The sequence below is a fragment of the Phytopseudomonas dryadis genome, assembly GCF_004327355.1.
GTDB classification, from domain to species: Bacteria; Pseudomonadota; Gammaproteobacteria; order Pseudomonadales; family Pseudomonadaceae; genus Aquipseudomonas; species Aquipseudomonas dryadis.
Genome location: NZ_QJUM01000040.1, coordinates 14,226 through 38,606 on the forward strand (window position 1 = coordinate 14,226; position 24,381 = coordinate 38,606).

The window sequence follows — 24,381 nt, forward strand, 5'->3', positions numbered from 1 at the left end:
ATTGAACCCGCCCAACGGTTTGCGCCCCCGCGGCGAGCTGCTAAGTTCGGGTGAGCCCTTGGCAGGCCTCTGGTCTGCGCTTGGCAGGGCGGATCATTCAGGGGAAGAGGATAACAACAATGCAACCTGATTTCTGGAACGACAAACGCGCCGCCGGCGTACCCAACGACATCGACATGGGCGCCTACCGGTCGGTGGTCGAAGTGTTCGAGCGTTCGTGCAAGACCTTCGCCGACCGTCCGGCGTTCAGCAACCTGGGGGTGACGCTGAGCTATGCCGAGCTGGATCGCCTGTCCGCCGCCTTCGCCGCCTACCTGCAGCAGCACACCGACCTGCAGCCCGGCGAGCGCATCGCCGTGCAGATGCCCAACGTGCTGCAGTATCCCATCGCCGTGTTCGGCGCCCTGCGCGCCGGACTGGTCGTGGTCAACACCAACCCGCTGTATACCGCCCGCGAGATGCGCCATCAGTTCCAGGATGCCGGGGTGCGGGCGCTGGTGTACCTGAACCTGTTCGGCAAGCGGGTGCAGGAGGTGCTGCCCGACACGGATATCGACTACCTGATCGAGGCGCGCATGGGCGACCTGCTGCCGACCCTCAAGGGCTGGCTGGTCAACACCGTGGTGAAGAAGGTCAAGAAGATGGTGCCCGACTACCACCTGCCCCAGGCGCTGCCGTTCAAGCAGGTGCTGAGCCAGGGTCGTGCGCATGCGCTGCGGCCGGTCGCGGCCGGGCAGGGGGATATCGCCGTGCTGCAGTACACCGGCGGCACCACCGGCGTGGCCAAGGGCGCGATGCTCACCCATGGCAACCTGATCGCCAACATGCTGCAGGTGGACGCCTGCATGTCGCAGCACGGCCCCGACGGCGCGCCGCTGATGAAGCAGGGCCAGGAGATCATGATCGCGCCGTTGCCGCTGTACCACATCTATGCCTTCACCGCGAACTGCATGTGCATGATGCTCAACGGCAATCACAACGTGCTGATCACCAACCCCCGCGACATTCCCGGCTTCGTCAAGGAACTGGGCAAGTGGAAGTTCACCGCGCTGCTGGGGCTCAACACCCTGTTCGTCGCGCTGATGGATCACCCGCGCTTCAAGCACCTCGATTTTTCCAGTTTCAAGGCCACCAACTCCGGGGGCACCGCCCTGGTCAAGGCCACGGCCGAGCGCTGGCAGGCCATCACCGGCTGCGTGGTGGTGGAGGGCTATGGCCTGACCGAGACCTCGCCGGTGGCCAGCGCCAACCCCTATGGCGAGAGCGCGCGCCTGGGCAGTGTGGGTATCCCGGTGCCGGGCACGGCGTTCAAGATCATCGATGACGAGGGCAACGAGCTGCCGCTGGGCGAGCGCGGCGAGCTGTGCATCAAGGGCCCGCAGGTGATGAAGGGCTACTGGAAGCGCGAGGAAGCGACCGCCGAAGTGCTGGACGCCGAGGGCTGGTTCAAGTCGGGCGATATCGCGCTGATCGATGAGGACGGCTTCGTGCACATCGTCGACCGCAAGAAGGACATGATCATCGTCTCCGGCTTCAACGTGTACCCCAACGAGATCGAGGACGTGGTCATGGCCCACCCGAAGGTCGCCAGTTGCGCGGCCATCGGCGTGCCGGACGACAAATCCGGCGAGGCGGTCAAGCTGTTCGTGGTCGCCCGCGACAGCAACCTCGGCGCCGAGGAACTCAAGGCCTACTGCAAGGAGAATTTCACCGCCTACAAGGTGCCCCGGCACATCGTCTTTCGCGACTCGTTGCCGATGACGCCGGTGGGCAAGATCCTGCGGCGTGAGTTGCGTGATTAGAGCTACAAGCTGCAAGCTTCAAGCCAGAACCCATCCTACGACCTGAAAGCTTCTTGCATGTGGCGCCTGTGCTTTCGGTCGCTAGCTCGGAGCCTGGCTTGCTTTGTGACTATTTTATGTTTCTGGTCACTTTCGATACTTGGTGGGCCGTTCGGGCTCTGGCCGGTATTCGGTAACTCTGCTACTCTCGGCCCGCTTTTCGCCATCCATAAGGCGACATGCAGGCAAACATACAACAAACAACCGCATTCGCGGTGAAGATCAAGCTGTTGCTTAGGAGTGGGCTTCCATGACCGAAAACTTCTGGAAGGACAAGTATCCCGTGGGGATCGCGGCCGACATCGATCCCGACCAGTACCCGAACATCCAGGCGGTACTGAAACAGTCCTGCCAACGCTTCGCCGACAAGCCCGCCTTCAGCAACCTGGGCAAGACCCTCACCTACGGCGAGCTGTACGAGCTGTCCGGCGCCTTCGCCGCCTACCTGCAGCAGCACACCGATCTGCAACCCGGCGACCGTATCGCCGTACAACTGCCCAACGTTCTGCAATACCCGGTGGTGGTGTTCGGCGCCCTGCGTGCCGGCCTGGTGGTGGTCAACACCAACCCCCTGTACACCGCCCGGGAAATGGAACACCAGTTCAACGACTCCGGCGCCAAGGCGCTGGTATGCCTGGCCAACATGGCCCACCTGGCCGAGCAGGTGGTGCCCAAGACCGGGGTCAAGACCGTGGTGGTGACCGAGGTCGGCGACCTGCTCTCGCCGTTCAAGCGCCTGCTGGTCAACGCCGTGGTCAAGTACGTGAAGAAGATGGTGCCGGCCTACAACCTGCCGCACGCGATCAAGCTCACCGCCGCCCTGAGCCAGGGGCAGGGGCGCGCCGTCAGCGAAGCCAGCCCGGATCATGAAGACATCGCCGTGCTGCAGTACACCGGCGGCACCACCGGCGTGGCCAAGGGCGCGATGCTGACCCATCGCAACCTGATCGCCAACATGCTGCAGTGCAAGGCCCTGATGGGCTCCAATCTCAACGAGGGCAGCGAGATCATCGTCGCGCCGCTGCCGCTGTACCACATCTACGCCTTCACCTTTCACTGCATGGCGATGATGCTGATCGGCAACCACAACGTGCTGATCACCAACCCGCGCGACCTGCCGACCATGGTCAAGGATCTGTCCAAGTTCAAGTTCAGCGCCTTCGTCGGCCTCAACACCCTGTTCGTGGCCCTGAGCAACAACCAGGACTTCCAGAAGCTCGACTTCTCGGCGCTCAAGGTCACCCTGTCCGGCGGTATGGCCCTGCAACTGGCGGCCGCCGAGCGCTGGAAGCAGGTCACCGGCTGCGCCATCTGCGAAGGCTACGGGCTCACCGAAACCAGCCCGGTGGCCTCGGTCAACCCGATCCAGAACATCCAGATCGGCACTATCGGCATCCCGGTGCCCTCGACCCTGTTCAAGGTGATCGACGACCAGGGCAATGACCTGGCGCTGGGCGAGATCGGCGAACTGTGCATCAAGGGCCCGCAGGTGATGAAGGGCTACTGGCAGCGTCAGGAAGCCACCGACGAAGTCATCGATGCCGATGGCTGGTTCAAGTCCGGTGACATCGGTCTGATCCAGGAAGACGGCTACATCCGCATCGTCGACCGCAAGAAGGACATGATCCTGGTGTCCGGCTTCAACGTCTATCCCAACGAGCTGGAAGACGTGCTGGTGACCCTGCCCGAGGTGCTGCAGTGCGCCGCCATCGGCGTTCCGGACGAGCGTTCCGGCGAGGCGATCAAGGTGTTCGTGGTGGTCAAGCCGGGCATGACCCTGACCAAGGAACAGGTCATGGCGCACATGCACGACAACCTCACCGGCTACAAGCGGCCCAAGCAGGTCGAGTTCCGCGAGAGCCTGCCGACCACCAATGTCGGCAAGATCCTGCGCCGCGAGCTGCGTGACGAAGAGTTGAAGAAGCTGGGCAACAAATAGCCCGCCGCATGCTGTACCGGAGGCCCTGCACTGCAGGGCTTTTTCATTGCACTTCAGTACCGCGGTTCGTTGGTACGCGCTTACCAGCGCACCGTACTCGGCGCCTGGCATGAAGTGGACGACGCCATGGCCGCCTACCAGGCCCAGCAACGCCGTCACGATCATCTGCAAGAGGCCGTGGCGCAAAGCTGTGAAGAGCAGCAATACGCCCAGGGCACGGTGGACTACCTCAACGTGCTATCGGTGCAGCGCGCCTTGCTGGTCAATGAGGAGGAACTGGTGGACAGCAGCCAGGCAACTTCTCTGGCGCTGGTGGGGTTGTATCAGGCGTTAGGTGGCGGCTGGCAGGGTCGATCGAGCCCTGACGGAGGCGCGATGTGCCGTTTGATCTTCTCGCCAGCAGGCGAAGCCTGTCCGGGATTAATTGCGCACCCAGCGCTGCCGCGTCCAGCCGCTGAAGGCATCCACCGCGAGCACCAGCAGCAACATGGCAAGGATTACCGTGCTGGCCTGGGCTTCCTGAAACAGGCTGAGGCTCACGTACAGCATCTGGCCCAACCCGCCTGCACCGACGAAGCCCATGATCGCCGCCATGCGGATATTGTTTTCCCAGCGATAGAGGGTGTAGGCCAGCAGCTGTGGCCACAGGGAGGGCAGGGTGCCGTAACAGAAGGCCATCCACGCCCCGCCACCCTGCAGGCGAATGGCCGCGGCCGGCTCCTGTGGTGTGTTTTCCAGCGCTTCGGCGAACAGCCGGCCAAGCACTCCGGCGGTGTGCAGTGCCAGGGCCAGGGTGCCTGCGTTGGGGCCGAGGCCGGCGGCCAGTACCATCAGCACCGCCCAGACCAGCTCGGGGATGGCGCGCAGGGCGTTGAGCAGCAAGCGGGTGACGCTTTGCAGCGGCCAGCCCAGGCGACCAGCCGCGGGCAGGGCGAGGAACAGGCCCAGTACGGCGGCGAGCAGGGTGCCCAGCGCCGACATGGCCAGGGTTTCCATGGCGCCCCGAGCAGTGGCCTGCAGGTGCTCGCTGCTGAAATCCGGGCTCATGAAGCGCAGCGCGTAGCTGCCCATCTGCCCGAGGCTGTCACCGCTGACCAGGCTGAGCAGATCCAGGCCGAGGTAAATGAATGAGCCGATCACCGCGGCGGTGATGGCCAGCACCAGTAACCCGTTACCTAGGCGCTTCATGCGAACCTCCCGCGCAGCAGGCGGCTGAGCTGGTCGGCCAGTAGCACCAGCACCAGGAAGGTCAGCAACATGCTCGCTACCTCGGCACCGGCGAACATGCGCATGGACAGGTCGATCTGTTGGCCCAGGCCGCCTGCGCCGACGAAACCCATCACCACCGAGGCGCGTACCGCACATTCCCAGCGGTACACCGTGTAAGAGGTCAGTTCCGCCGCCGCATTGGGCAATACACCGTAGGCGAATGCCGCCAGGCGTCCGCTGCCCGATTGCAGCAGGGCATGCACCGGACGTTGATCCACCGATTCGAAGATTTCCGCATAGACCTTGCCGAGCATCCCCGCGTAGGTGATGGCGATGGCCAGCACGCCCGCGGTAGGGCCGAGGCCGACGGCACGCACGAACAGCAGTGCCCAGACGATTTCCGGCACGCTGCGCAGGATGATCAGCAACCCGCGCACCGGCCAGCGCAGACATTGACCGAGCAGGCTGGGGCGCCCGCCGCGGGACGCCGCCGACAAGGACAGCGCGCGGCTGGCCAGCAGGCTTGCCGGCACCGCCAGCAGCAGAGCCAGGGCCATGCCCGCAGTGGCGATGGCCAGGGTCTGCAGGGTGGCTTCCAGCAGCAGGGCAAGGAAGTCGGCATCCTGAGCCGGCGGCCAGAAGTCCTTGAGGAAGCTGCCCATCGACTGGCTGCTGTCCGGCTGCAGCAGTACCGTCAGATCCAGCTCGGCCAGCCGGATACCCGGCCATAGTAGGGCAAGGGCCAGCAGGCTCAGGAGCAGACGTGGAGCGGCCGCGGGATCGCGCCGGTCGCTTCTCAGCATCGCGGTGCCCAAAGGCTGGCGGACGCCTCGCTGTGGGGTGCCGGGCTCAGTTGCTCGTTGGCATACAAGGCATCCAGGCGCTGCCGGTCGACTTCGCTGGCGTTCAGGTCGAAGACGACCTGCCCATCGCGGATGCCGATGATGCGCGGGAAATGCGCCAGGGCAAGTTCCACCGTATGCAGGCTGGCGACCAAGGTCACCTGATTGGCCTCTGCATGGCGGCAGAGTAGCGACAGCGTGTGCTCGGCCAGGCGCGGATCCATCGCCGAGACCGGTTCGTCGGCGAGCAGCAGCTCTGGCGCCTGATACAGGGCCCGGGCAATGCCGACCCGTTGCAACTGACCGCCAGACAGCTGGCCGCAGCGGGCGAACAGCTTGTCGGCCAGATCCAGCTTCGCCAGCTCGGCGCGTGCGCCGGGAATGTCCAGTGGGTGCAGCAGGTTCAGCAGGCTCTTGCCCAGGCCCCACTGGCCGAGCTTGCCGGCCAGCACCGCAGTGATCACCCGCTGCCGCGCAGGCAGCGGCGGCGCCTGATGAATCAGGCCGATGCGCGCGCGCAGCCGCTGCCGTCGGCGGCTCGACAGTTGCCAGGGGCTTTCACCAAGCACCTCAAGCTCGCCCGTGCTCGGTGCCAGCGCCGTGGCCAGCAGATTGAGCAGGCTCGACTTGCCGGCGCCGGACGGGCCGATGATCGCCACCCGCTCGCCGCGAGCGATGCTCAGGTGCAGATCCTCGAGTGCCTGAACGCCGTTGCCGTGCCTGAGGCCGATGCCGGACAGGCGCAGGGTCATTTCAGCAGGTCGGCAGCACGGGCAGCCTCTTCGATGCCCTTGTAGTTCTCGGGTTTGGTGTCGATGAAGCGGCTCGCCGCCTGCAGATCGAGGATCGCCTTGTGCTCCGGATTGGCCGGGTCGAGGGTCAGGAAGGCCTGCTTGATCTTCTCGGCCAGCGCCGGGTTGAGGGTGCCGCGTACCGTCCAGTTGTAATCGAAGTAAGTCGGTGTGGTGGCGAACACCTTGACCTTGCCGGTATCGACCTTGCCGGTGTTGACCAGCTTGTCCCATACGCTGGCGTTGAGCACGCCGGCATCGACCTTGCCAGCCTGCACCCAGGCGGCGGTGGCGTCATGGGCACCGGAGTAGGCCACGCGGCTGAAGAAGGTTTCCGGCTTGATACCGTCCTGCAGCATGAAGTAGCGCGGCATCAGGCTGCCCGAGGTAGACGACACCGAGCCGAAGGCGAAGGTCTTGCCCTTCAGGTCGGCCAGCGACTTCACGTTCGGGTCGGCGGTGATGAACGTGCTGGTGAACTCGGCATCCTGTTCGCGCTGCACCAGGGGAATGGCGTTGCCCGTCTTCAGATGCACTTGCACGAAGGTGAAACCGCCCAGCCAGGCCATGTCGAGGCGATCGGTGGCCAGCGCCTCGACCACTGCCGGGTAGTCCGCCACCGGGACGAACTCGACCTTCATGCCCAATTGCTGCTCCAGGTAGGCACCCAGCGGCTTGAACTTGCGCAGCAGTTCGGTCGGCGCCTCGTCGGGAATGGCCGATACGCGCAGGGTTTCGGCGGCGTGGGCAGTCAGGGCGGAAACCGACAGGGCGAGGCCGGCGGCGAGCGTCAGGGTGCGCTTGAGCATGGGAGTTCTCCGGTTCAATAGCGGAAAAAACGGATAGCAGCGCCAGGACAGGCGCTGCAAAGGATTCGTTAGAGAGCGCGGCGATTATAGGAGGCGCCGCGAGAAAGACCAGCTTTGCTAGAATCCGCGCCCTGTTTCCCAGTTGCCGAGAGCGTTGCCATGAGTGAGCCGATCCGCCTGACCCAGTACAGCCATGGTGCCGGTTGCGGCTGCAAGATTTCCCCCAAGGTGCTGGAGGTAATCCTCGCAGGCAGCGGCGCACAGAATCTCGACCCGAATCTCTGGGTGGGCAATGCCTCCCGGGACGATGCCGCCGTGTATGCCCTCGACGAGGAGCGCGGCGTGGTCTCGACCACCGACTTCTTCATGCCCATCGTCGACGACCCCTTCGACTTCGGTCGCATCGCCGCCACCAATGCGATCAGCGACATCTACGCCATGGGCGGCGACCCGCTGATGGCCATCGCCATTCTCGGCTGGCCGGTCAATCTGTTGCCGCCGGAAGTCGCACGCGAGGTGATCCGCGGTGGCCGCGCAGTTTGCGATGCCGCCGGTATTCCGCTGGCCGGCGGGCATTCCATCGACGCGCCGGAGCCGATCTTCGGCCTGGCGGTAACCGGCGTGGTGCAGAAGAAACACATGAAACGCAATGACACCGCCCAGGTCGGCGACACGCTGTACCTGACCAAGCCGCTGGGTATCGGCATTCTCACCACCGCTGAGAAAAAAGCCAGGCTGCGTGCCGAAGACGTCGGCCTGGCCCGTGACTGGATGTGCACCCTGAACAAGCCGGGCAGCCGCTTCGGCAAACTCGGTGGGGTCACGGCGATGACCGACGTCACCGGCTTTGGCCTGCTCGGGCACCTGGTGGAAATGGCCGACGGCGCGCGGCTCAGCGCGCGCCTGGACTATGCCGCCGTGCCGCGCCTGCCGGGCGTCGAGCACTACCTCGCCGAGGGTTGCGTACCGGGTGGCACGCTGCGCAATTTCGACAGCTACGGCGAGCGCATCGAGGCGCTCAGTGACGAGCAGCGCGACCTGCTCTGTGATCCGCAGACCAGCGGCGGTCTGTTGATCGCCGTCAGCGAGCAGGGCGAGGCCGAGTTCCTTGCGCTCGCCGCCGAACTGGGGCTGGAACTGGCGCCCATCGGTGTGCTGGTCGAACGACAGCGTCACGCGGTAGAGGTGTTCTGATGCGCGACGACGCCCACAACTACCGCGAGCTGTTTCTCACCGATGTACCGATGATGGATACCCGTGCACCGGTGGAGTTCGTCAAAGGTGCCTTCCCTGGCGTCGTCAACTTGCCGCTGATGAACGACCTGGAGCGGCAGAAAGTCGGCACCTGCTACAAGCAGCACGGCCAGGCAGCCGCCATCGAGCTGGGCCACCAACTGGTCGGCGGCCAGACCAAGGCGCAACGGGTCGAAGCCTGGGTGGCCTTCGCCGAGGCCAATCCCCAGGGCTATCTGTACTGCTTCCGCGGCGGGTTGCGTTCGCAGATCGTCCAGCAATGGCTCAAGGAAGCCGGCATCGACTACCCGCGGGTGGTCGGTGGCTACAAGGCCATGCGCACCTTCCTGCTGGAGACCCTCGAACAGGCGGTGGCGCAGTGTCGGTTCGTGGTCGTCGGCGGCATGACCGGTACCGGCAAGACCGATGTGCTGGCGCAACTGCCCAATGCGCTGGATCTGGAAGGCCATGCCAATCATCGCGGCTCCAGCTTTGGCAAGCGCGCCACCGGCCAGCCGGCACAGATCGACTTCGAGAATGCCCTGGCCATCGACCTGCTCAGGAAGCGCGCGGCGGGCATCGAGCAGTTCGTGGTGGAAGACGAGGGGCGTATCGTCGGTAGCTGCAACGTGCCGCTGGCGCTGTACCAGGGTATGCAGCGCTATCCGCTGGTCTGGCTGGAGGACAGTTTCGACAACCGTGTCGAACGGATCCTGCGCGACTACGTGGTCAATCTGTGCGCCGAGTTCATCGGCGTGCAGGGTGAAGACAGCGGCTTCGGACTGTTCGCCGAGCGGCTGCTGCAGAGCCTGAACAATATCCACAAACGCCTGGGCGGTGAGCGCCATCAGCGCCTGCTGGCCATCATGCAGGCTGCCCTGGACGAGCAGCGGCGCAGCGGTACGGTAGAGCTGCACCGTGGTTGGATCGAAGGTCTGCTGCGTGAGTACTACGACCCGATGTACGCCTATCAGCGCGACAGCAAGGCCGAGCGAATCGAGTTCGCCGGCGATGAAGCGGCGGTCATCGCCTACCTGCGTGAGCGCCGCGCCTGAGGGCATCAGCCGGTTCGCGTGTGAAAGTGCCCGCTGCCCGGCTTGAAACGCGCGGCCATGGCCATCAGCGCCAGGGTGGCCACGGCCATGGCCAGCCAGCTCAGCCGCAGGTCATCGGTGTACTGGCGCAACACACCGGCAGCCAGGGCGCCAAGGCCCATGATCACGATAGGCAGGCTGGTTAGCAGGCTGGCGCCGACATGACCCAGGCCGGTGTCGAGCTGGATGCGGTCGAGCAGCGGGCCGACCGCCGCCAGCACCGGGCGCAGGTTGAGGCCGAGCAGAACGATGGCGACCAACAGCAGGGGCTGATGTTTCATCGCGTGTTCTCCTGCGCGCCACGCCAGGCGACCAGCAGCACGCCGCCGACGATGCACAGCGCCGCCAGCAGCATCGCCAGGCTGCCGCGCTCGTCCAGCAGGCCGATGGCCATGGCCGCACCGAGCATCGCCGCCACCGAGCCGATCTGGCTGAGGAACACCGCGCCAGCCAGTTTCTGCAGCACGAAATACAGGGCGTAGACGATGGCGAACAACGCCATTTGCACCAGCAGCAGGGCGATCGCCATGCCGCTGTCCAGGTCAGGGTTGAGCCTTACGTCGAATAGCGCCAGAGGCAGCAGGAGCAGGGCACCGCCCAGCAGCATGCCCGGTGCCAGCGACAACGGGCTGGCGCCCGCGGGCCAGCGGCGCGAGCGGTAGATGTTGCCCAGCGCCAGGAACAGCGGCACGGCCAGCGCGGCGATGACCCACGGCAACGGGCTGTCGCCGCTGTGCAGCTTGTCCAGCGCCAGCAGCAGGCTGCCGCCCAGGCCGATGCAGATGCCCAGCAGGCGCACGCGGCTCAGCGGCTCCATGCGCAAGGCCAGGGCCAGGAGGTAGGTGATCAGCGGCGGAAACGCCAGGCACATGGAGGCGAAGCCGGCACCGACATGGGGTATGGCGCTGAACAACAGGCCATTGGGCAGGGCGATGCTGAGCAGGCCGGAGACCAGGTAGTAGCGTTGCAGACGAGGCGCCAGGCCCGGGGCCTCGCCACGCAGGCGGGTGAACAGGAGCAACAGCAGGCCGCCGCCGAGCAGGCTCCACAGCAGATAGGCCACGGGTGACCAGCCCGTGCTGGCAGCCAGTTTCACCAGATTGCTGGTCAACCCCATCAGGGCACCGATGCCGAGCAACAGCAGAAGCGCCAGGAGCGGGCGTGAATTGGCAGGTGACATGGCTGGCCTCATCCGATGAATACGCTAAGATGGCAACATTCTTTTTGAAAAGTATCTTGATGGCAAGATAAATCGAGGGCGACATGCGGGATCGTGCACAACTGGCCACCGAGCAGTGGCAACAGCAACGCCCGGATCTGGACGGATTCGCCATGGCGGTGATCGGTCGCCTGGGCGAACTGTCCCATGTCATCAGCCGCGATCACCTGCTGCCGTTCTTCGCCGCGCACGGCCTGCAGGCCGGTGAATTCGACCTGCTCGCTACCTTGCGCCGTTCAGGCGAGCCCTATGCACTGATGCCCACCGCGCTGTACGAGAGCGCGATGATCTCCTCGGGCGGCATGACCAGCCGTATAGACCGCCTGGAAAAAGCCGGGCTGATCGAGCGGCGCCGGCACCCGAGCGACCGCCGTGGAATTCTGGTGGCCCTGACGCCGGCAGGATTTGAACTGATCGATAGCATGCTCAGCGCCCATGTTGATAACCTGCAGCGCGTTCTCGCCGCCCTCAGCGACGAGGAAAAACAGCAGCTGCATGCGCTCACCGGCAAGCTGCTGGCCAATCTGCAACCGGGTGAATGAAAGGAAGCGAGCCCATGTCTCTCACGGCATTGATCATTGGAGTGATTGGCCAGTTGTTTTTCGCAGGCCTGCAGGGCCTGTTCGTGGTGTTTTCCGGCGCTGCGCTCGCCAACCACAGCGAGCTGACGCCGTTCCAGGATCGCCTGCTGTCGAGCCTGATGCTGCTGCTACCGGCCATCTCGATATTCACTGCGGGCCTGCTGATCGTCGGCTACCTGAACTCGGCGCCTTGGCTGTCCAACCTATGGCATCTGCTGCCGGTCGTGGGATTCGGGCTGTATCTGCTGTTTCTGCTTTGCCTGAATCACTGAGCAGGCAGGGCGCTATCTGGACTAGGTCGGTAGGCCGGGCTCGGACGAAGAGGTTTGCTGGCATCATGGATGAGATTCTGAACTTCATCGGTACGCTGATCGAACGCGGTTTCAGGGTGTTCGGTCTGTGGGTGCTGAGGGTCCTGACCGGGGGGCGTTACAAGGACACCAACAGCTACCTGTATTTCTTTCCGACCTTCATCGGGTTTTTGATCCTGGCTGTGCTGCCGGGTGCGATCATCCTGACCGTGTTGGTAAGCCGGCCGTAGGGGCGTCGGGTGGACGACGCTTCACCTGCGCGGCCCGACCCGTCCACCATTCGGCAATCGCAACGGTGGACAAGAAAAGCGTTGTCCACCCTACGTTCTAGGGTCTGTTGACGTTTCAGCGCAAGCCGCAGGGCTTCGGCGCGGTCATGCTGAAATGTCAACAGCCCTAAGATTTCCCGCACTTCTGCCGACTACATGGGCAGGATCACAACCGAGAAGGGAGACTGCTATGGAGATCGGAGCACTGCCGGCCACGCTGTCCACATGGCAATCCAAGGTCGCGAGCGCGGGGCAGAGGACACAAGCACAGGCCCTGCCTGCGCAGGTTGAAGTCGCGCCGGAATCCTCACTGCATGCTTCGGTGCTCTCGCAATCCAACGTCTCGGACGTGCCGGAGGATACGCGCTCGTTCGACCTGTATCGGCAGGTGAGCCGCCCGATTACCTCCGAGCTGGTGGCGCGTGAGTTGTTCCGCGACACCGGGAGCGCCTACACGTCGGTGGAAGCCGATTACGACAAGGTGATGAAGACGCTGGTTGCCAGGGAGCCTCAGCTTGCTGGCAAGGAATTCGGATTCAGCGTGAACCCTCAGGGCCGCCTCGTCCTGACCAGTGCCGGAGATCTGACCAAGCAACAGGCAGAACGGGTGGAGAGCGCCTTGAATGCCTCCAGCCAACTGGTCGGCGCCGCCAACCGCTACGCCCAGCTTCAAATCGATTTCGTGGCGGCTGACAACGTGTCGATGTATGGCAAGTACCATCTCGACATGGGCAACTTTGCCCAGACGGTGGATATCGGCAAGGAGATCAATGCAGCCAAGAAGGGCGATGGCAGTTGGGTCGGCAACAACTGGTTCAATCAAATCTCCGCCAATGGCGAGGTTCGTTATGGTGGCTGGGAGAAGTTCGTCGATGGCAACTGGGTGAGTGCTCCCGATTTCAAGTACGAGGGCATCGTCTCGGTCTACGCTTGAGATGCCAGCCACGATGGGTGGTCGGCGTCTTGGCCGACCGCGTCTTTACGGCACTCCGATCAGTTGCAAGCCCTCTTGATTGGACGTCGTGCAGCCGATCCCCGGGGTTGAGTCTCAGATGGCCGGAGCTGGCCGATGGCTACGGAAATGCCCGCTGCCCGGGCGCAAGCGGCTGGCCATTGCCATCAGGTCGTCGGGTGGACGACGCTTCACCTGCGCGGCCCGACCCGTCCACCATCCGGCAATCGTAACGGTGGACAAGAAAAGCGTTGTCCACCCTACGTCCTAAAGCGATGCGTTACGGGATTCAACAACAAGCGCAGAATTACCCGACTCGTGTAGGAGCCGCGACCTCGCGGCGAATCGTGGCCATACCGCGATTTTTGCGGCATGGCCGCCATCGCATCGCGCCGGGGTCGACGCTCCTACGTGCGAACCCAGACTGCGAACGGGCTTTTGCAGACCAAGGAGCAAGACGGTATCCAGATAACGGCTGCGATTGCCTCGTTGCCGCTGATCCAGAGGGGCCTGCCCACTTCTAAGGTCTTCAGCAGGCGATTACAGCCGGTGATGCTCGATCAGAAAATCCACGAACACCCGCACCCGCGCCGGCATTGCCGAGCCTCCTACGAACACCGCATGAATCGGTTCCCGGTCGCCGGGGTTCCAGGCTTGCAGCAGCGGCACCAGGTCGCCGCGCTGCAGATCCTCTGCCACGCTGAATTCGCCGATACGCGCGATGCCGGCACCTACCCGTGCGAGTTGTGCCAGCGCTTCACCACTGCTGCATTCGATATTGCCGCTGACCTTCAGGGAAAACTCTTTGTCGTCGCGGATGAACGGCCAGTTGGGTTCGGCACGGCGGAAGTTGAAGCGTAGGCAGTTGTGCCGTAGCAGGTCTTCCGGTTCCTGGGGTGTGCCATGGCGCTGCAGATACTCGGGCGAAGCCACCACCACCTGGCCGGTGTCGCCGATCTTGCGTGCGGTCAGCGGGCTGTCGGGCAGATGGCCGAAGCGTACCGCCACGTCGGCCTGGCCGCCGAGAATGTCGACCACTTCGTCGCCGAGGGTGAGGTCGACGACGATGTTCGGGTAACGGGCGCTGAATGCTGCCACCAGGGGAACGATGGCCAGCCGCCCATGGCCGAGGGCGGCACTGACCCGCAATCGGCCCCTGGGTACGCCCTGGTCGGCGATGGCGTCTTCGACCTCGGCCAGGTCGGCCAGGATACGCCGGGCGCCGCGCAGGTAAGCCTCGCCCTCGGCGGTGAAGGTGATCGCTCGGGTGGTGCGCAGCAGCAGGCGGGTGCCGAGACGTTGTTCGGTACGCGCGATGATCCGGCTGACCGCCGAAGGTGTCAGCCCCAATGCACGCGCGGCGGCCGACAGGCTGCCTTCCTGCGCCACCGTGGCGAACACGCCCATTTCACCCGACCTGCCGTTGACGTCCATTTGTGCTCCGTGCGCAAAGGTGCATGCCAGAAATGCCATCTACCGCCTGAAAAGGATGGATCCTATCATTCGCGGCATAGATAAGGAGCCTTTCATGCACATCAATCCACCCCTCGTAGCGCTCGCCATGGGTGCCTTCGGCATCGGTGTCACCGAGTTCGCCCCCATGGGCATGTTGCCGGGCATCGCTGCGGATCTCGGCGTTTCCATTCCCGCCGCAGGCCTGTTGGTCAGCGCCTACGCCCTGGGCGTGCTGCTCGGCGCGCCGCTGATGACCCTGACCACCGGCAGGATTCCCCGGCGCTACCTGCTGATCGGCCTCATGGCGATTTTCACCCTGGGCAACCTGATGTCCGCCCTGGCCACCGATTACACCAGCCTCATGATCGCCCGGGTGGTGACCTCACTGAACCACGGTGCGTTCTTTGGCGTTGGCTCCATCGTCGCCGCCAGCGTGGTCGCCCCGGAGAAACGTGCCGGGGCGGTGGCGGCCATGTTCATGGGCCTGACCCTGGCGACCATCGGCGGTGTGCCGCTGGCCGCCTGGTTCGGCGAACTGTTCGGTTGGCGCACTGCATTCTGGGGGATTACCGGCCTCGGCGTGCTGGCCATGGCCGCGTTGTGGTTTGCCCTGCCCAACGTGCCGTTGCCGAAAAGCGTTGGGGCACTGGCTGAAATTCGGGTGCTGGGCCATGGCCCGGTGCTGGGGGCGTTGGCCCTGACCGTGGTCGGCTCGGGTGCAATGTTCACCGTCTTCACCTACATCGCGCCGATCCTCGCCACCCAGACCCATGCCTCCACCACCTTCATCACCGCCATGCTGGTGCTGTTCGGCATCGGGTTGACCCTGGGCAACCTGTGGGGCGGCAAGGCCGCCGACCGCTCGATAGACCGCACCCTGATCGTTTCGCTGAGCGTGCTGATTCTGGTGTTGCTGGCGTTCACCGTACTGATGCGCTGGCCGCTGCCGGCCGCCGTGGCCATCCTGATCTGGGGCATCGCCAGCTTCGCCCTGGTGCCGCCGCTGCAGATGCGCGTCATGGAAGCCGCCAAGGACGCGCCCAACCTGGCCTCGGCGGTGAATATCGGCGCCTTCAACCTGGGCAATGCGATTGGCGCGGCGCTGGGCGGCGCGGTGATCAATGCGGGGCTGGGCTATCCGGCGATTTCCCTGGCCGGCGCGGCGATGGCGGGGCTGGGGCTGCTGATGGTGTTGGGGTTGGCCTGGCGTTCCAGGGCGGTTGCGGCTGCGGTGGTGTGACGCTGGCGAGAGCAGGGCGCGTGCTGCCCGCAGGAATCTGGCACAGCCTCTGTCGGTGTGTGCCAGCGCAGCCTGATGTGATACCAAGCGGCGGGCCGCGTAACGCAGCCCACCGCTTGCCTGCCTACAACCGCAACTCCGTGCGTCGTGCCAGATGCCCGCCACCCAAGGGCGAGCACCGGCGCTGGTGAATGCGCCTGAGAAGGCCCAGCTCGAAGGCATGGCGCTGAGCACCCGGCGGGAACGGCTGGCGCTCCAGCAGCAGATTGGCCCTCCGCCAGCCACTGTTGGCTTCGTCCAGCCAGGGCTGCGCCTGTTGCGCGCCATGGGTGAACCGCGCCTGGCGGTTCTCGCCCCAGCCGCAGGCCGCGGCTGGTTGCCCATCATGTGCCGGCAGATGAGTGAAGTACCATTGCCGCTCAATCATGCTCGGCCCTCCCGTGCGCCTGGCTGATGGCCTGGCGGTAAAGCACGATCAGCTCGCTGAGCAGTGCACTGGTGGTATCCGCCAGCTCCTGCTGCGGCATACGCCTGAGCAGCTTGGCCAACAGCGCCGCCCGATACTCGAATGCAGCCTGAACCCAGCAATCATCGGCCACATGGCTCTGCAACGGGTTCGGCGGCGTCGGGAGGGGGACAACGACGGATTCAGGACGGCTCATGCGGCACCTCCAGGAGGGAAGTCGGCACGACAGCCAGCAGCCCAGGGCGGAGCCCTTGGGTAAAAGGGGGATAGTGCATTTTCCTTATGCTCCTTCGTGAATTTAAGGAGCCGCGTTCCATTCGCTACCACACGATATGGAGGCGGACCGTGCAAGGGTGGTAGACCGACTCACGAAGGAAGGCCGGCCAGGCCGAAGCCTGCCTCACACGGCCCGCCATAAATGCACGAGAAAACAGCAGGCACAAAAAAAGCGCCTGCTCTCGACTATGGCGCTACCGCGCCTTCGTGTGAGTCGGGCTACCACACCCGGTCACGGGATTTACCGTGACGGGAGGACTGTAGCGTGGGGGGAGGGAATGGGCAAGGTTTGAGGAGTGGAGGCCGAGGGCGTTGCTATCGACAAAGCGTTGATTCCGGCTAGTAAATAAATCTGTCCCCTTTCCTCCTTTCCTCCATGTCCCCTTTCCTCCACGGGGCTGGGCTATCCGGCGATTTCCCTGGCCGGCGCGGCGATAGCGGGGCTGGGGCTGCTGATGGTGTTGGGGTTGGCCTGGCGTTCCAGAGCGGTTGCGGCGGCGGTATGCCGGTGATGGCTGCTGGCCGCTATTGATGAGTGGCTGCTAGCGGCTAGGCGTGGACGGTTTGATTTATAAATAAACCCGTCCCCCTCGATAGCTTGCCAGAGCGTTGGCCTCAGGGTACGCATACGGGCACTTGCACAGAGCTCATCATCCCGCCCCCGATGTTGGCGATCATGCGAGGCTGGTACACGATATGGCGGCATCCACCGGGCTTACGCCGTTCCGATGTCGAAGGGGTATCGTCCTGCTTGTCTGCGTCGTGTCGCGCGAGCTGGTAGATGAACCGGAAGCTCGACATTGGGCCCTTGGTGGCGCCGGGAGCCGCTCCCGGTTGGATGGCGACCTCGAGCTCTGCGCTGGCGGCAGAAAACAGCCCCGAGAATTGATAGCGGTCGCCTTGCACGAGCCCTTCTCCGGTTACGTGTCCTTGTCGATTGATGGCAATCTGGATGCCACCTTCGTTCGCGAACCAGCCCTCCTGCTCCATGCGGCCATCGATCACGAAACCTGCGTTTCCCGCCTCGCCATCCTGGCCTTTCACGCCGTCCATGTTGCCGTGGACGATAAGCCTGAACCGATCCCCAGCGAGGTGTTGCAGCTCGGCGCTTCCGCTCCCCGAACCACGCATCGGGGCGCCGCCACGCCTTGGGTGTGCCTCGACCTGCAACTGGCCGACATAGGGGCCAGCAGGTGCCTCGAAGGGCGTCTGCCCACTCTGACTGTATCCGGGAGCCAGTATGCCGAGCAGGAACAGACCTGCGGCGATTCGCATAACGCGCATGGCGCTTTCATGAGACGTTTTGACTGGCGTGTTCATCGGTATCTGCTGAAAAGGGGGCAGATTTACTATAGGTCAAACCGACCCTTCTGGCCGAAATCAGCTGCTCCCGGACGTCTCTATCTCGCCGCTGACTATCAATGGTCTGGCCTGCACGTATCGGCACGGAATCTGCGACAATCGCGCCTTTGCCCTGATTGCCGCTGACCTGATGACCGACCTCGCCACCCTGCAGAATAACCTCGACCACGCCATGATCGCCGACCGCCATCGTCTGCGTCGGCAGTTGCACGAGCTGCAGAAGAAGCCCGACGAAGCCAAACAGGCGCAATGGCTGGAGCGCTTCCAGGCGTCCTGCGCCAAGGTCGAGGCGCGGCGTTTGAGCGTGCCGGTGATGCGTTACGACGATGCGCTGCCGATCGCTGCCAAGCGCGACGAGATCAAGGCGGCGCTGGCCAAGCATCAGGTGCTGGTGATCGCGGGCGAGACCGGTTCGGGGAAGACCACCCAGTTGCCGAAGATCTGCCTGGAGATCGGCCGTGGCCAGCACGGCCTGATCGGCCACACCCAGCCGCGGCGCCTGGCTGCGCGCAGTGTGGCGACGCGGGTCGCCGAGGAGATCGGCACGCCGCTGGGCGAGCTGGTCGGCTATCAGGTGCGCTTCGAGGATCAGAGCAAGGACAGTTCGCTGATCAAGCTGATGACCGACGGCATTCTGCTCGCCGAAACCCAGCATGATCGCTATCTGGAAAAGTACGACACGCTGATCGTCGACGAGGCGCACGAGCGCAGCCTCAACATCGACTTCCTGCTTGGTTACCTGAAGACCCTGCTGCCGCGTCGGCCCGACCTCAAGGTGATCATCACCTCGGCGACCATCGATCTGGAACGCTTCAGCAAGCATTTTAATGATGCACCCATCGTCGAAGTCTCCGGCCGCACCTATCCGGTGGAAACCTGGTACCGGCCGCTGGCCGCCGAGGTGGACGAGGAGGGCGAGCGTCTGCTCGACGACCTCACCGTCGATCAGGGCATTCTCGCCGCGCTGGACGAAATTGCCGCCCATGAGAATGCCGAGGGCAAGCGCCCGGGCGACGTGCTGATTTTCCTGCCTGGCGAACGCGAGATTCGCGATGCCGCGGAAGTGCTGCGCAAGGCCAACCTGCGCTTTACCGAGGTGCTGCCGCTGTACGCGCGGCTGACGCCTGCCGAGCAGCAGAAGATCTTCGCGCCCATGGCCGGGCGCAAGATCGTGCTGGCCACCAACGTCGCGGAAACCTCGCTGACGGTGCCGGGTATTCGCTACGTGATCGACAGCGGCACGGCGCGGATCAGTCGCTACAGCTACCGCGCCAAGGTGCAGCGCCTGCCCATCGAGGCCGTTTCCCAGGCCAGCGCCAACCAGCGCAAGGGCCGTTGCGGGCGGGTCGAGCCGGGTATCTGCGTGCGGCTGTACAGCGAGGAAGATTTCCTCGGTCGGCCCGAGTTCACCGATCCGGAAATTCTGCGCACCAACCTGGCGGCGGTGATTCTGCAGATGCTGCATCTGCGCCTGGGCAGCATCGAGGATTTCCCCTTTATCGAGCCGCCGGATGGCAAGGCCATCAGCGATGGTTTCAACCTGCTGCAGGAGCTCTCGGCGGTCAACCGCGAAGGGCAACTGACCCCGCTGGGGCGTCAGTTGGCGCGCCTGCCCATCGACCCGCGCCTCGGCCGCATGGTGCTGGAGGCCGCCAAGCTCGGCAGCCTGCAGGAACTGTTGATCGTCGCCAGTGCGCTGTCGGTGCAGGATCCGCGCGAGCGACCCATGGATCGCCAGCAGGCCGCCGACCAGGCCCATGCGCAGTGGAAGGATGTCGATTCGGACTTCGCCGCGTTGATCAACCTCTGGCGCGGTTTCGAGGAAAAACGCCAGGAGCTCGGCTCCAACCCGTTGCGCAGCTGGTGCAAGAAGAACTTCCTCAACTACATGCGCCTGCGCGAGTGGCGTGATGCCCATCGGCAACTGGTGCTGCTGGCCAGGGATCTGCAACTGGGCGATAACGCTTCCCGTAGGAGCCCGCTTGCGGGCGATTCAGTTGGTAGGGTGGACAACGCCGCAGGCTTGTCCACCCAGGCGGACGGCTCCGGCCGTCCACCCTACGAAAAAGCTCAGCATGCAGCGCCGACCACCGACACCAAGGTCAACGTGATCCTCCGCGAGCAGGCCGAGGCCAGCGAAGCCGCGCAGCGCGCCAAGGGTTATGCGGCGGTGCACAAGGCGATCCTCAGCGGCCTGCTCAGCCAGATCGGCCAGAAAGCCGAGGAGGGCGACTTCCTCGGTGCCCGCCAGCGGCGCTTCTGGGTGCATCCGTCGTCGGTGATCGGCCGCAAGAAACCCAACTGGATCATGGCCGCCGAGCTGGTCGAGACCACCAAGCTGTTCGCCCGCCAGGTCGCCAAGATCGAGCCGGACTGGATCGAGCCGCTGGCCGGTCACCTGATCAAGAAGAACCACTTCGAGCCGCACTGGGAGAAGAAGCGCGGCCAGGTGGTGGCTTTTGAGCAGGTGACCCTGTACGGCCTGATCGTGGTCGGCCGCCGCCCCGTGCACTACGGGCCCATCGACCCGCAGGCGTCCCGCGAGCTGTTCATCCGCGAAGGGTTGGTGCGCGGCGAGATCAACAGCCGCGCCAAGTGCCTGAACGCCAACCGTGTGCTGCTGGAAAGGCTCGACGAACTGGAGGCCAAGGCGCGCCGCCGCGACATTCTCGCCGACGAGGAAACCCTGTTCGCCTACTACGAGGCGCGCATTCCCCAGGACATCTACCAGACGGCGACCTTCGAGAGTTGGTACAAGCGCGAGAGCGCCATCGAGCCGCAACTGCTGATGATGCGCGAGGAAGACGTGCTGGCCCGCGAGGCGCTGGAAGTCACTGCCGCGCAGTATCCCGATACCCTGCACATCGGCGAACTGCAGTTGCCGCTGATCTATCACTTCGAACCCAATCACCCGCGCGACGGCGTGACCTTGCGCGTGCCGGCGCCGCTGTTGCCACAGCTGCCGGGCGAGCGCCTGGAGTGGCTGGTGCCGGGGCTGATCGAGGCCAAGGCCATCGATCTGGTGCGCGGCCTGCCCAAGGCGCTGCGCAAGAACTTCGTGCCGGTGCCGGATTTCGTCGGCGCGGCCCTGGGCAAGCTCACCTTCGGCCAGGGCAGCCTGCCGGAAAGCCTGGGCCGCGAACTGCAGCGCATGACCGGCGTGCGCATCAATGACGAAGCGTGGATCGAAGCGACCCGGCAGCTCGAACATCACCTGAAGATGAACATCGAGGTGGTCGATACCCATGGCAAATTCCTGGGCGAAGGCCGTGATCTGGCCGAGCTGACGGCGCGCTTCAGTGAGGCCAGCCAGGCCGCACTGGCCATCCCGCAGGCCGACAAGGTGCAGAAACCGGTGGAGGCCAAGGTCTTCGCCCAGGTCGCCGAGAAAACACAGCAAAAGGTCGCCGGGCTTTCCATGACCGTGTTCCCGGCCCTGGTGGAAGAGGCCGGGGTGGTCAAGGAAGGACGCTTCCCGACCCAGGCCGAAGCCGAGTTCCAGCACCGCCGCGCCCTGCAGCGCCTGCTGCTGCAACAGCTGGCCGAGCCAGCCAAGTTCCTGCGTGGCAAATTGCCGGGCCTGACCGAACTGGGCCTGTTGCACCGCGACCTGGGGCGGGTCGATGGGCTGGTCGAGGACATCCTCCTGGCCAGCCTCGACAGCTGCATTCTCGAAGGCGAACAACCACTGCCTCGCGATGGCGCTGCGCTGGCCGCCCTGGCCGAGAAAAAACGCGGTGCCTGGGCCGACCACGCCGAACGGCTGGCCCGCTTGGCCCTGGAAATCCTCAAGCTGTGGCACGGTCTGCAGAAGCGCTTCAAGGGCAAGATCGACCTGGCCCAGGCGGTGGCGCTCAACGACATCAAGGTGCAGCTGGGCAACCTGGTGTATCCCGGCTTCGTTCGCGAAACCCCTGCCGAATGGCTCAAGGAAGTCCCGCGCTACCTCAAGGCCATCGAACAACGCTTCGACAAGATCGCCGCACAACTGCAGCGCGACCGCGTGTGGAGTGGTGAGCTGGCCGGCTACTGGGAACAGTACCAGGCGCGCCTCGGCAAGCACCTGCAGGAAGGCAAGCGCGACGCCAACCTGGTGCTCTACCGCTGGATGCTCGAGGAGTACCGCGTCTCCCTGTTCGCCCAGCAACTGGGGACGAAGATGGCGGTGTCGGACAAGCGCCTGAGCAAGCAGTGGAGCCAGGTGGAGGCTTGAGGCGAGCCGCTGAGACCGAGCGATCCACCGCCCTGGCCGTGGGGTGAGGGCCTGTCTTTTTTTGCGTGGTCTCTCACGGTGAACGGAGCGCTCGTTTGGCATGCTGACTCTGCTCACACACGAAGGTGAGCGGGAAGCTTCCAGCTTGAATACGCATTAGGGAGAATGTGATGGAAATGAAGATATTGGCCAGTGGAGTCGGGGCCGCGATACCCAAGACCAGCATCGGCTTCAGCCTGTTCAGCGGCGTTTATATTCAAATAAGGCGTTCGAGCTCGGAAAATCCCTCCACATTTTTGGTATCGCAGCAGGCCCTGAAATGGGTGGCAACAGTGGTACGTTGATCGCCGGCCACATCGAAACAGCATGGATGAAAATCGATGCCGTCAAGCATGGGTGGCTCTGCAACAGAACGTCATTGGTCGGCAAGCTTGGCGAAGTGGAGTTGAAAGGGACGTTGGCTTTCAGTGGCAAAGTGGATGTCACCTTCACCGTGTATGACGCGAATAATGAATCGAATTTTTCGCTCAGTCAGATTCGGGTCGAATCCACGGGCGGCCAGATAGCGGACACACGGGTTCGGGGGATTATCAAGGACATGATGGGCAAGACCCGCAATGGGAGTGCGCTCTGTGCACAGCCATGACGCCACTCGCTTTCGCCGCCTGAAGACGGCCGCCAATATCATCCTGCTGATTGTGCAATTGATCACCGTTGCCGCTTACTGGGGAATGGTCAACGCTCGGCCTGAATACCAGGCGATCAGTCAGCATCTGTATCCGAACAGTGAGTGGCTGATGAACAGCCGGCTGGCCGACTGGCTGGTGTCGATGCCAGCACTGTTGCTGGTACTGCTGATATTTGCCTCGAGTGCGGCGAAGGAGTTCGCCGGCTTCGGCAAAGGCCGCAGGATTCTGCTCAACCTGCTGGCAGTGGGCGCCCTGGCACTGCTCTATGGCGCCGCTGCTTCGCCGCTTTACCCCTCCGCCGCGCTTTAGCCGTGGTCTAGGACGCAGCGCTGACGAGGGGCGGGTTGGTCGCTGGACGACTCTGCATGAATCCCGTCCCCGTTGCGCCTGCGTTGAGTCCATCAGATCCACTGGTCGTTACGCTTGCGCCGTACCCGCAGCATGGTCGGCAGGATCAGGCCGGCGAGCAGCCCGGCACCGGCGATGCTGCCGCCATAGACCATGTAGCGCATCAGCACCTGCTTGTTCTCGTCGCCCAGTTGCGCCTGTGCCTCGCGCAGTTCGGCGCGGACCTGGTTCAGTTCGATGTCCAGCGCCGAACGCGTGGCCTGCAACTCGTCGATCAGTGTCTTGCGTGAGTCCAGGGTCTCCTGCATGCCCTGCACGCGGGTCTCCCAGGTGTCGTTGATGCCCGCGAGTTCGCTGTTGAGCTCGCTCACCTTCTGCTCCAGCTGCGGCAGGCGCTCGGCCTGGCCGGGCACGTCCTGCAGGTCGCTGTTGGGAATCCATACGGCGTTGCCGTTGTCGCCACGCACCTGGCTGTAATCGCCCTGGGTGCGCAGCAGTTCGACCTTGGTGCCGGAGGTGAGGGTACCGACGATCCGGTAGCCATCCGTGGGCCCGCTACGCACATAGGTATTCAGGCTGTCGCTGACCCAGCGTGCGTTGCCGCCTGGCTCCTGGGCGTGCGCCGCAGCGCCGGCCATGAGCAGGCCGCCGAGGACACAGGCGCGCAGCTGGAAGGGGGAGATACGGACGGGAAAACGGCGGTGTAGGGGCATGGACAATCTTCACTTGGCGGTGGAACGAAGCGCGGAAATCAGCGCGATAAAGCCGGCCAGACGATTTCTTGTGATCCGCCATCCTGGCGCCTCCCCGGCGGGCCGTCGCGGTGCGACGTGAAAAATGGCACCTGGCCATTTTCGGTAGGCATGAACACGATCAGGCTGGGCCGGCAGACGCAGTCACCAGAAATGGCGAAAGGCCATGCGCGCCACCCGTTGGGCCGACTGCTGAAAGACAGCGCGAGAACGGGTGGGTTCCTCGCCGCCCCCGGTGTCGCCTCAACGATACCGTGTCGCGAGTGTGGGAGCCCCGACCTCGGGACGATGCGATTGCGGCCATCCCGCAGAGTCCGTGGCGTGGCTAGCATTCGCCGCGGGGTCGCGGCTCCTACAGGATTGCAGCGAATCCGTGTTCGGGTAGGAGCCCCGACCTCGGGGCGATGCGATTGCGGCCATCCCGCAGAGTCCGTGGCGTGGCTAGCATTCGTCGCGGGGTTGCGGCTGCTACAGGATTGCAGCAAACCCG

23 protein-coding genes and 3 pseudogenes are annotated in these 24,381 nt (G+C 64.2%); 15 read left to right on the forward strand and 11 right to left on the reverse strand.

The genetic code is table 11. The features are described from left to right. Positions 1–119: 119 nt before the first annotated feature. From fadD2 to DNK34_RS25810, 3 genes and pseudogenes are all read left to right on the forward strand, one after another. Complete coding sequence (gene fadD2, locus DNK34_RS23590) at positions 120–1,802, forward strand: long-chain-fatty-acid--CoA ligase FadD2 (RefSeq protein WP_131177715.1); 1,683 nt, start codon at positions 120–122, stop codon at positions 1,800–1,802. 289 nt (positions 1,803–2,091) lie between these two features. Further along, positions 2,092–3,780, forward strand: a complete 1,689-nt coding sequence (gene fadD1 / locus DNK34_RS23595) for a long-chain-fatty-acid--CoA ligase FadD1 (protein ID WP_131177716.1) — start codon at positions 2,092–2,094, stop codon at positions 3,778–3,780. Between the two features lie 81 nt (positions 3,781–3,861). Next, a pseudogene (locus DNK34_RS25810) lies at positions 3,862–4,128 on the forward strand (efflux transporter outer membrane subunit); the annotation flags it as partial. Positions 4,129–4,200: 72 nt separating this feature from the next. On the opposite strand, the gene phnE reads toward DNK34_RS25810, so the two are convergent. Genes phnE through DNK34_RS23615 form a run of 4 tightly spaced genes read right to left on the reverse strand, consistent with a single transcriptional unit; the run spans position 4,201 to position 7,431 of the window. Beyond that, positions 4,201–4,968 (reverse strand): phosphonate ABC transporter, permease protein PhnE, encoded by a 768-nt coding sequence (phnE, locus tag DNK34_RS23600; protein WP_131177717.1) that lies wholly within the window; start codon positions 4,966–4,968, stop codon positions 4,201–4,203. Beyond that, positions 4,965–5,792 (reverse strand): PhnE/PtxC family ABC transporter permease, encoded by an 828-nt coding sequence (locus DNK34_RS23605; RefSeq protein WP_131177718.1) that lies wholly within the window; start codon positions 5,790–5,792, stop codon positions 4,965–4,967. Before DNK34_RS23605 ends, phnE begins: the two co-directional genes overlap by 4 nt. Further along, on the reverse strand, positions 5,786–6,583 hold the full coding sequence (locus DNK34_RS23610; protein WP_131177719.1) for a phosphonate ABC transporter ATP-binding protein: 798 nt from the start codon (positions 6,581–6,583) through the stop codon (positions 5,786–5,788). The genes DNK34_RS23605 and DNK34_RS23610 overlap by 7 nt, the downstream gene beginning before the upstream one ends. Next, positions 6,580–7,431 carry a putative selenate ABC transporter substrate-binding protein gene (locus DNK34_RS23615; RefSeq protein WP_131177720.1) on the reverse strand — a complete coding sequence of 284 codons (852 nt, stop codon included), beginning with the start codon at positions 7,429–7,431 and terminating at the stop codon, positions 6,580–6,582. Before DNK34_RS23615 ends, DNK34_RS23610 begins: the two co-directional genes overlap by 4 nt. A gap of 159 nt (positions 7,432–7,590) precedes the next feature. Here DNK34_RS23615 and selD point away from each other — a divergent pair, with 159 nt between their 5' ends. Together selD and mnmH are read left to right on the forward strand one after the other, a co-directional pair. Further along, entirely contained in the window at positions 7,591–8,625 is a 1,035-nt protein-coding gene (gene selD, locus DNK34_RS23620) for a selenide, water dikinase SelD (RefSeq protein WP_131177721.1), read from the forward strand. Beyond that, positions 8,625–9,719 (forward strand): tRNA 2-selenouridine(34) synthase MnmH, encoded by a 1,095-nt coding sequence (gene mnmH, locus DNK34_RS23625; RefSeq protein ID WP_131177722.1) that lies wholly within the window; start codon positions 8,625–8,627, stop codon positions 9,717–9,719. The genes selD and mnmH overlap by 1 nt, the downstream gene beginning before the upstream one ends. Before the next feature lie 122 nt (positions 9,720–9,841). Here mnmH and DNK34_RS26020 read toward each other — a convergent pair. Together DNK34_RS26020 and DNK34_RS23635 are read right to left on the reverse strand one after the other, a co-directional pair. Further along, a pseudogene (locus DNK34_RS26020) lies at positions 9,842–10,039 on the reverse strand (MFS transporter); the annotation flags it as partial. Next, positions 10,036–10,938 (reverse strand): DMT family transporter, encoded by a 903-nt coding sequence (locus tag DNK34_RS23635; RefSeq protein ID WP_131177723.1) that lies wholly within the window; start codon positions 10,936–10,938, stop codon positions 10,036–10,038. The pseudogene DNK34_RS26020 and the gene DNK34_RS23635, both read right to left, overlap by 4 nt. Before the next feature lie 83 nt (positions 10,939–11,021). Here DNK34_RS23635 and DNK34_RS23640 point away from each other — a divergent pair, with 83 nt between their 5' ends. From DNK34_RS23640 to DNK34_RS23655, 4 genes are all read left to right on the forward strand, one after another. Further along, positions 11,022–11,519: a MarR family winged helix-turn-helix transcriptional regulator gene (locus DNK34_RS23640; protein ID WP_131177724.1), complete on the forward strand. Its 498-nt coding sequence runs from the start codon at positions 11,022–11,024 to the stop codon at positions 11,517–11,519. Positions 11,520–11,533: 14 nt separating this feature from the next. After that, positions 11,534–11,830, forward strand: a complete 297-nt coding sequence (locus DNK34_RS23645; RefSeq protein WP_131199534.1) for a hypothetical protein — start codon at positions 11,534–11,536, stop codon at positions 11,828–11,830. 65 nt (positions 11,831–11,895) lie between these two features. Further along, entirely contained in the window at positions 11,896–12,099 is a 204-nt protein-coding gene (locus DNK34_RS23650) for a hypothetical protein (RefSeq protein WP_131177726.1), read from the forward strand. Between the two features lie 229 nt (positions 12,100–12,328). Beyond that, the gene (locus DNK34_RS23655; protein WP_131177727.1) at positions 12,329–13,072 is read left to right on the forward strand and encodes a hypothetical protein; all 744 of its coding nucleotides are present in this window, start codon (positions 12,329–12,331) and stop codon (positions 13,070–13,072) included. Positions 13,073–13,630: 558 nt separating this feature from the next. On the opposite strand, the gene DNK34_RS23660 is transcribed toward DNK34_RS23655, so the two are convergent. Then, positions 13,631–14,524: a LysR family transcriptional regulator gene (locus DNK34_RS23660; RefSeq protein ID WP_131177728.1), complete on the reverse strand. Its 894-nt coding sequence runs from the start codon at positions 14,522–14,524 to the stop codon at positions 13,631–13,633. Between the two features lie 94 nt (positions 14,525–14,618). Here DNK34_RS23660 and DNK34_RS23665 point away from each other — a divergent pair, with 94 nt between their 5' ends. Further along, positions 14,619–15,785: an MFS transporter gene (locus DNK34_RS23665; protein WP_131177729.1), complete on the forward strand. Its 1,167-nt coding sequence runs from the start codon at positions 14,619–14,621 to the stop codon at positions 15,783–15,785. A gap of 124 nt (positions 15,786–15,909) precedes the next feature. Here the strand turns inward: DNK34_RS23665 and DNK34_RS23670 are convergent, their stop codons facing one another. Both DNK34_RS23670 and DNK34_RS23675 read right to left on the reverse strand, forming a co-directional pair. Next, the gene (locus tag DNK34_RS23670) at positions 15,910–16,212 is read right to left on the reverse strand and encodes a LasR-specific antiactivator QslA (protein WP_131177730.1); all 303 of its coding nucleotides are present in this window, start codon (positions 16,210–16,212) and stop codon (positions 15,910–15,912) included. Beyond that, complete coding sequence (locus DNK34_RS23675; RefSeq protein WP_131177731.1) at positions 16,205–16,447, reverse strand: hypothetical protein; 243 nt, start codon at positions 16,445–16,447, stop codon at positions 16,205–16,207. The genes DNK34_RS23670 and DNK34_RS23675 overlap by 8 nt, the downstream gene beginning before the upstream one ends. A gap of 469 nt (positions 16,448–16,916) precedes the next feature. Between DNK34_RS23675 and DNK34_RS26025 the strand changes: the two are divergent. After that, positions 16,917–17,039: pseudogene (locus DNK34_RS26025) on the forward strand (MFS transporter); the annotation flags it as partial. A 103-nt stretch (positions 17,040–17,142) separates the two neighbouring features. Here DNK34_RS26025 and DNK34_RS23685 read toward each other — a convergent pair. Continuing rightward, the gene (locus DNK34_RS23685; RefSeq protein WP_131177732.1) at positions 17,143–17,847 is read right to left on the reverse strand and encodes a hypothetical protein; all 705 of its coding nucleotides are present in this window, start codon (positions 17,845–17,847) and stop codon (positions 17,143–17,145) included. A 172-nt stretch (positions 17,848–18,019) separates the two neighbouring features. Here DNK34_RS23685 and hrpA point away from each other — a divergent pair, with 172 nt between their 5' ends. The 4 genes from hrpA (at position 18,020) to DNK34_RS23700 (ending at position 23,100) form a co-directional block, all read left to right on the forward strand. Beyond that, positions 18,020–22,102 (forward strand): ATP-dependent RNA helicase HrpA, encoded by a 4,083-nt coding sequence (gene hrpA / locus DNK34_RS23690; RefSeq protein WP_131177733.1) that lies wholly within the window; start codon positions 18,020–18,022, stop codon positions 22,100–22,102. A 170-nt stretch (positions 22,103–22,272) separates the two neighbouring features. Continuing rightward, complete coding sequence (locus DNK34_RS25525) at positions 22,273–22,446, forward strand: hypothetical protein (RefSeq protein WP_165497350.1); 174 nt, start codon at positions 22,273–22,275, stop codon at positions 22,444–22,446. Then, positions 22,422–22,748 carry a hypothetical protein gene (locus DNK34_RS23695; RefSeq protein ID WP_131177734.1) on the forward strand — a complete coding sequence of 109 codons (327 nt, stop codon included), beginning with the start codon at positions 22,422–22,424 and terminating at the stop codon, positions 22,746–22,748. The genes DNK34_RS25525 and DNK34_RS23695 overlap by 25 nt, the downstream gene beginning before the upstream one ends. Then, positions 22,735–23,100, forward strand: a complete 366-nt coding sequence (locus DNK34_RS23700; RefSeq protein ID WP_242675390.1) for a bacteriorhodopsin — start codon at positions 22,735–22,737, stop codon at positions 23,098–23,100. Before DNK34_RS23695 ends, DNK34_RS23700 begins: the two co-directional genes overlap by 14 nt. Before the next feature lie 92 nt (positions 23,101–23,192). On the opposite strand, the gene DNK34_RS23705 is transcribed toward DNK34_RS23700, so the two are convergent. After that, positions 23,193–23,852, reverse strand: coding sequence for a TIGR04211 family SH3 domain-containing protein (locus tag DNK34_RS23705; protein ID WP_131177736.1), 660 nt, complete (start codon positions 23,850–23,852; stop codon positions 23,193–23,195). Positions 23,853–24,381 lie beyond the last annotated feature (529 nt).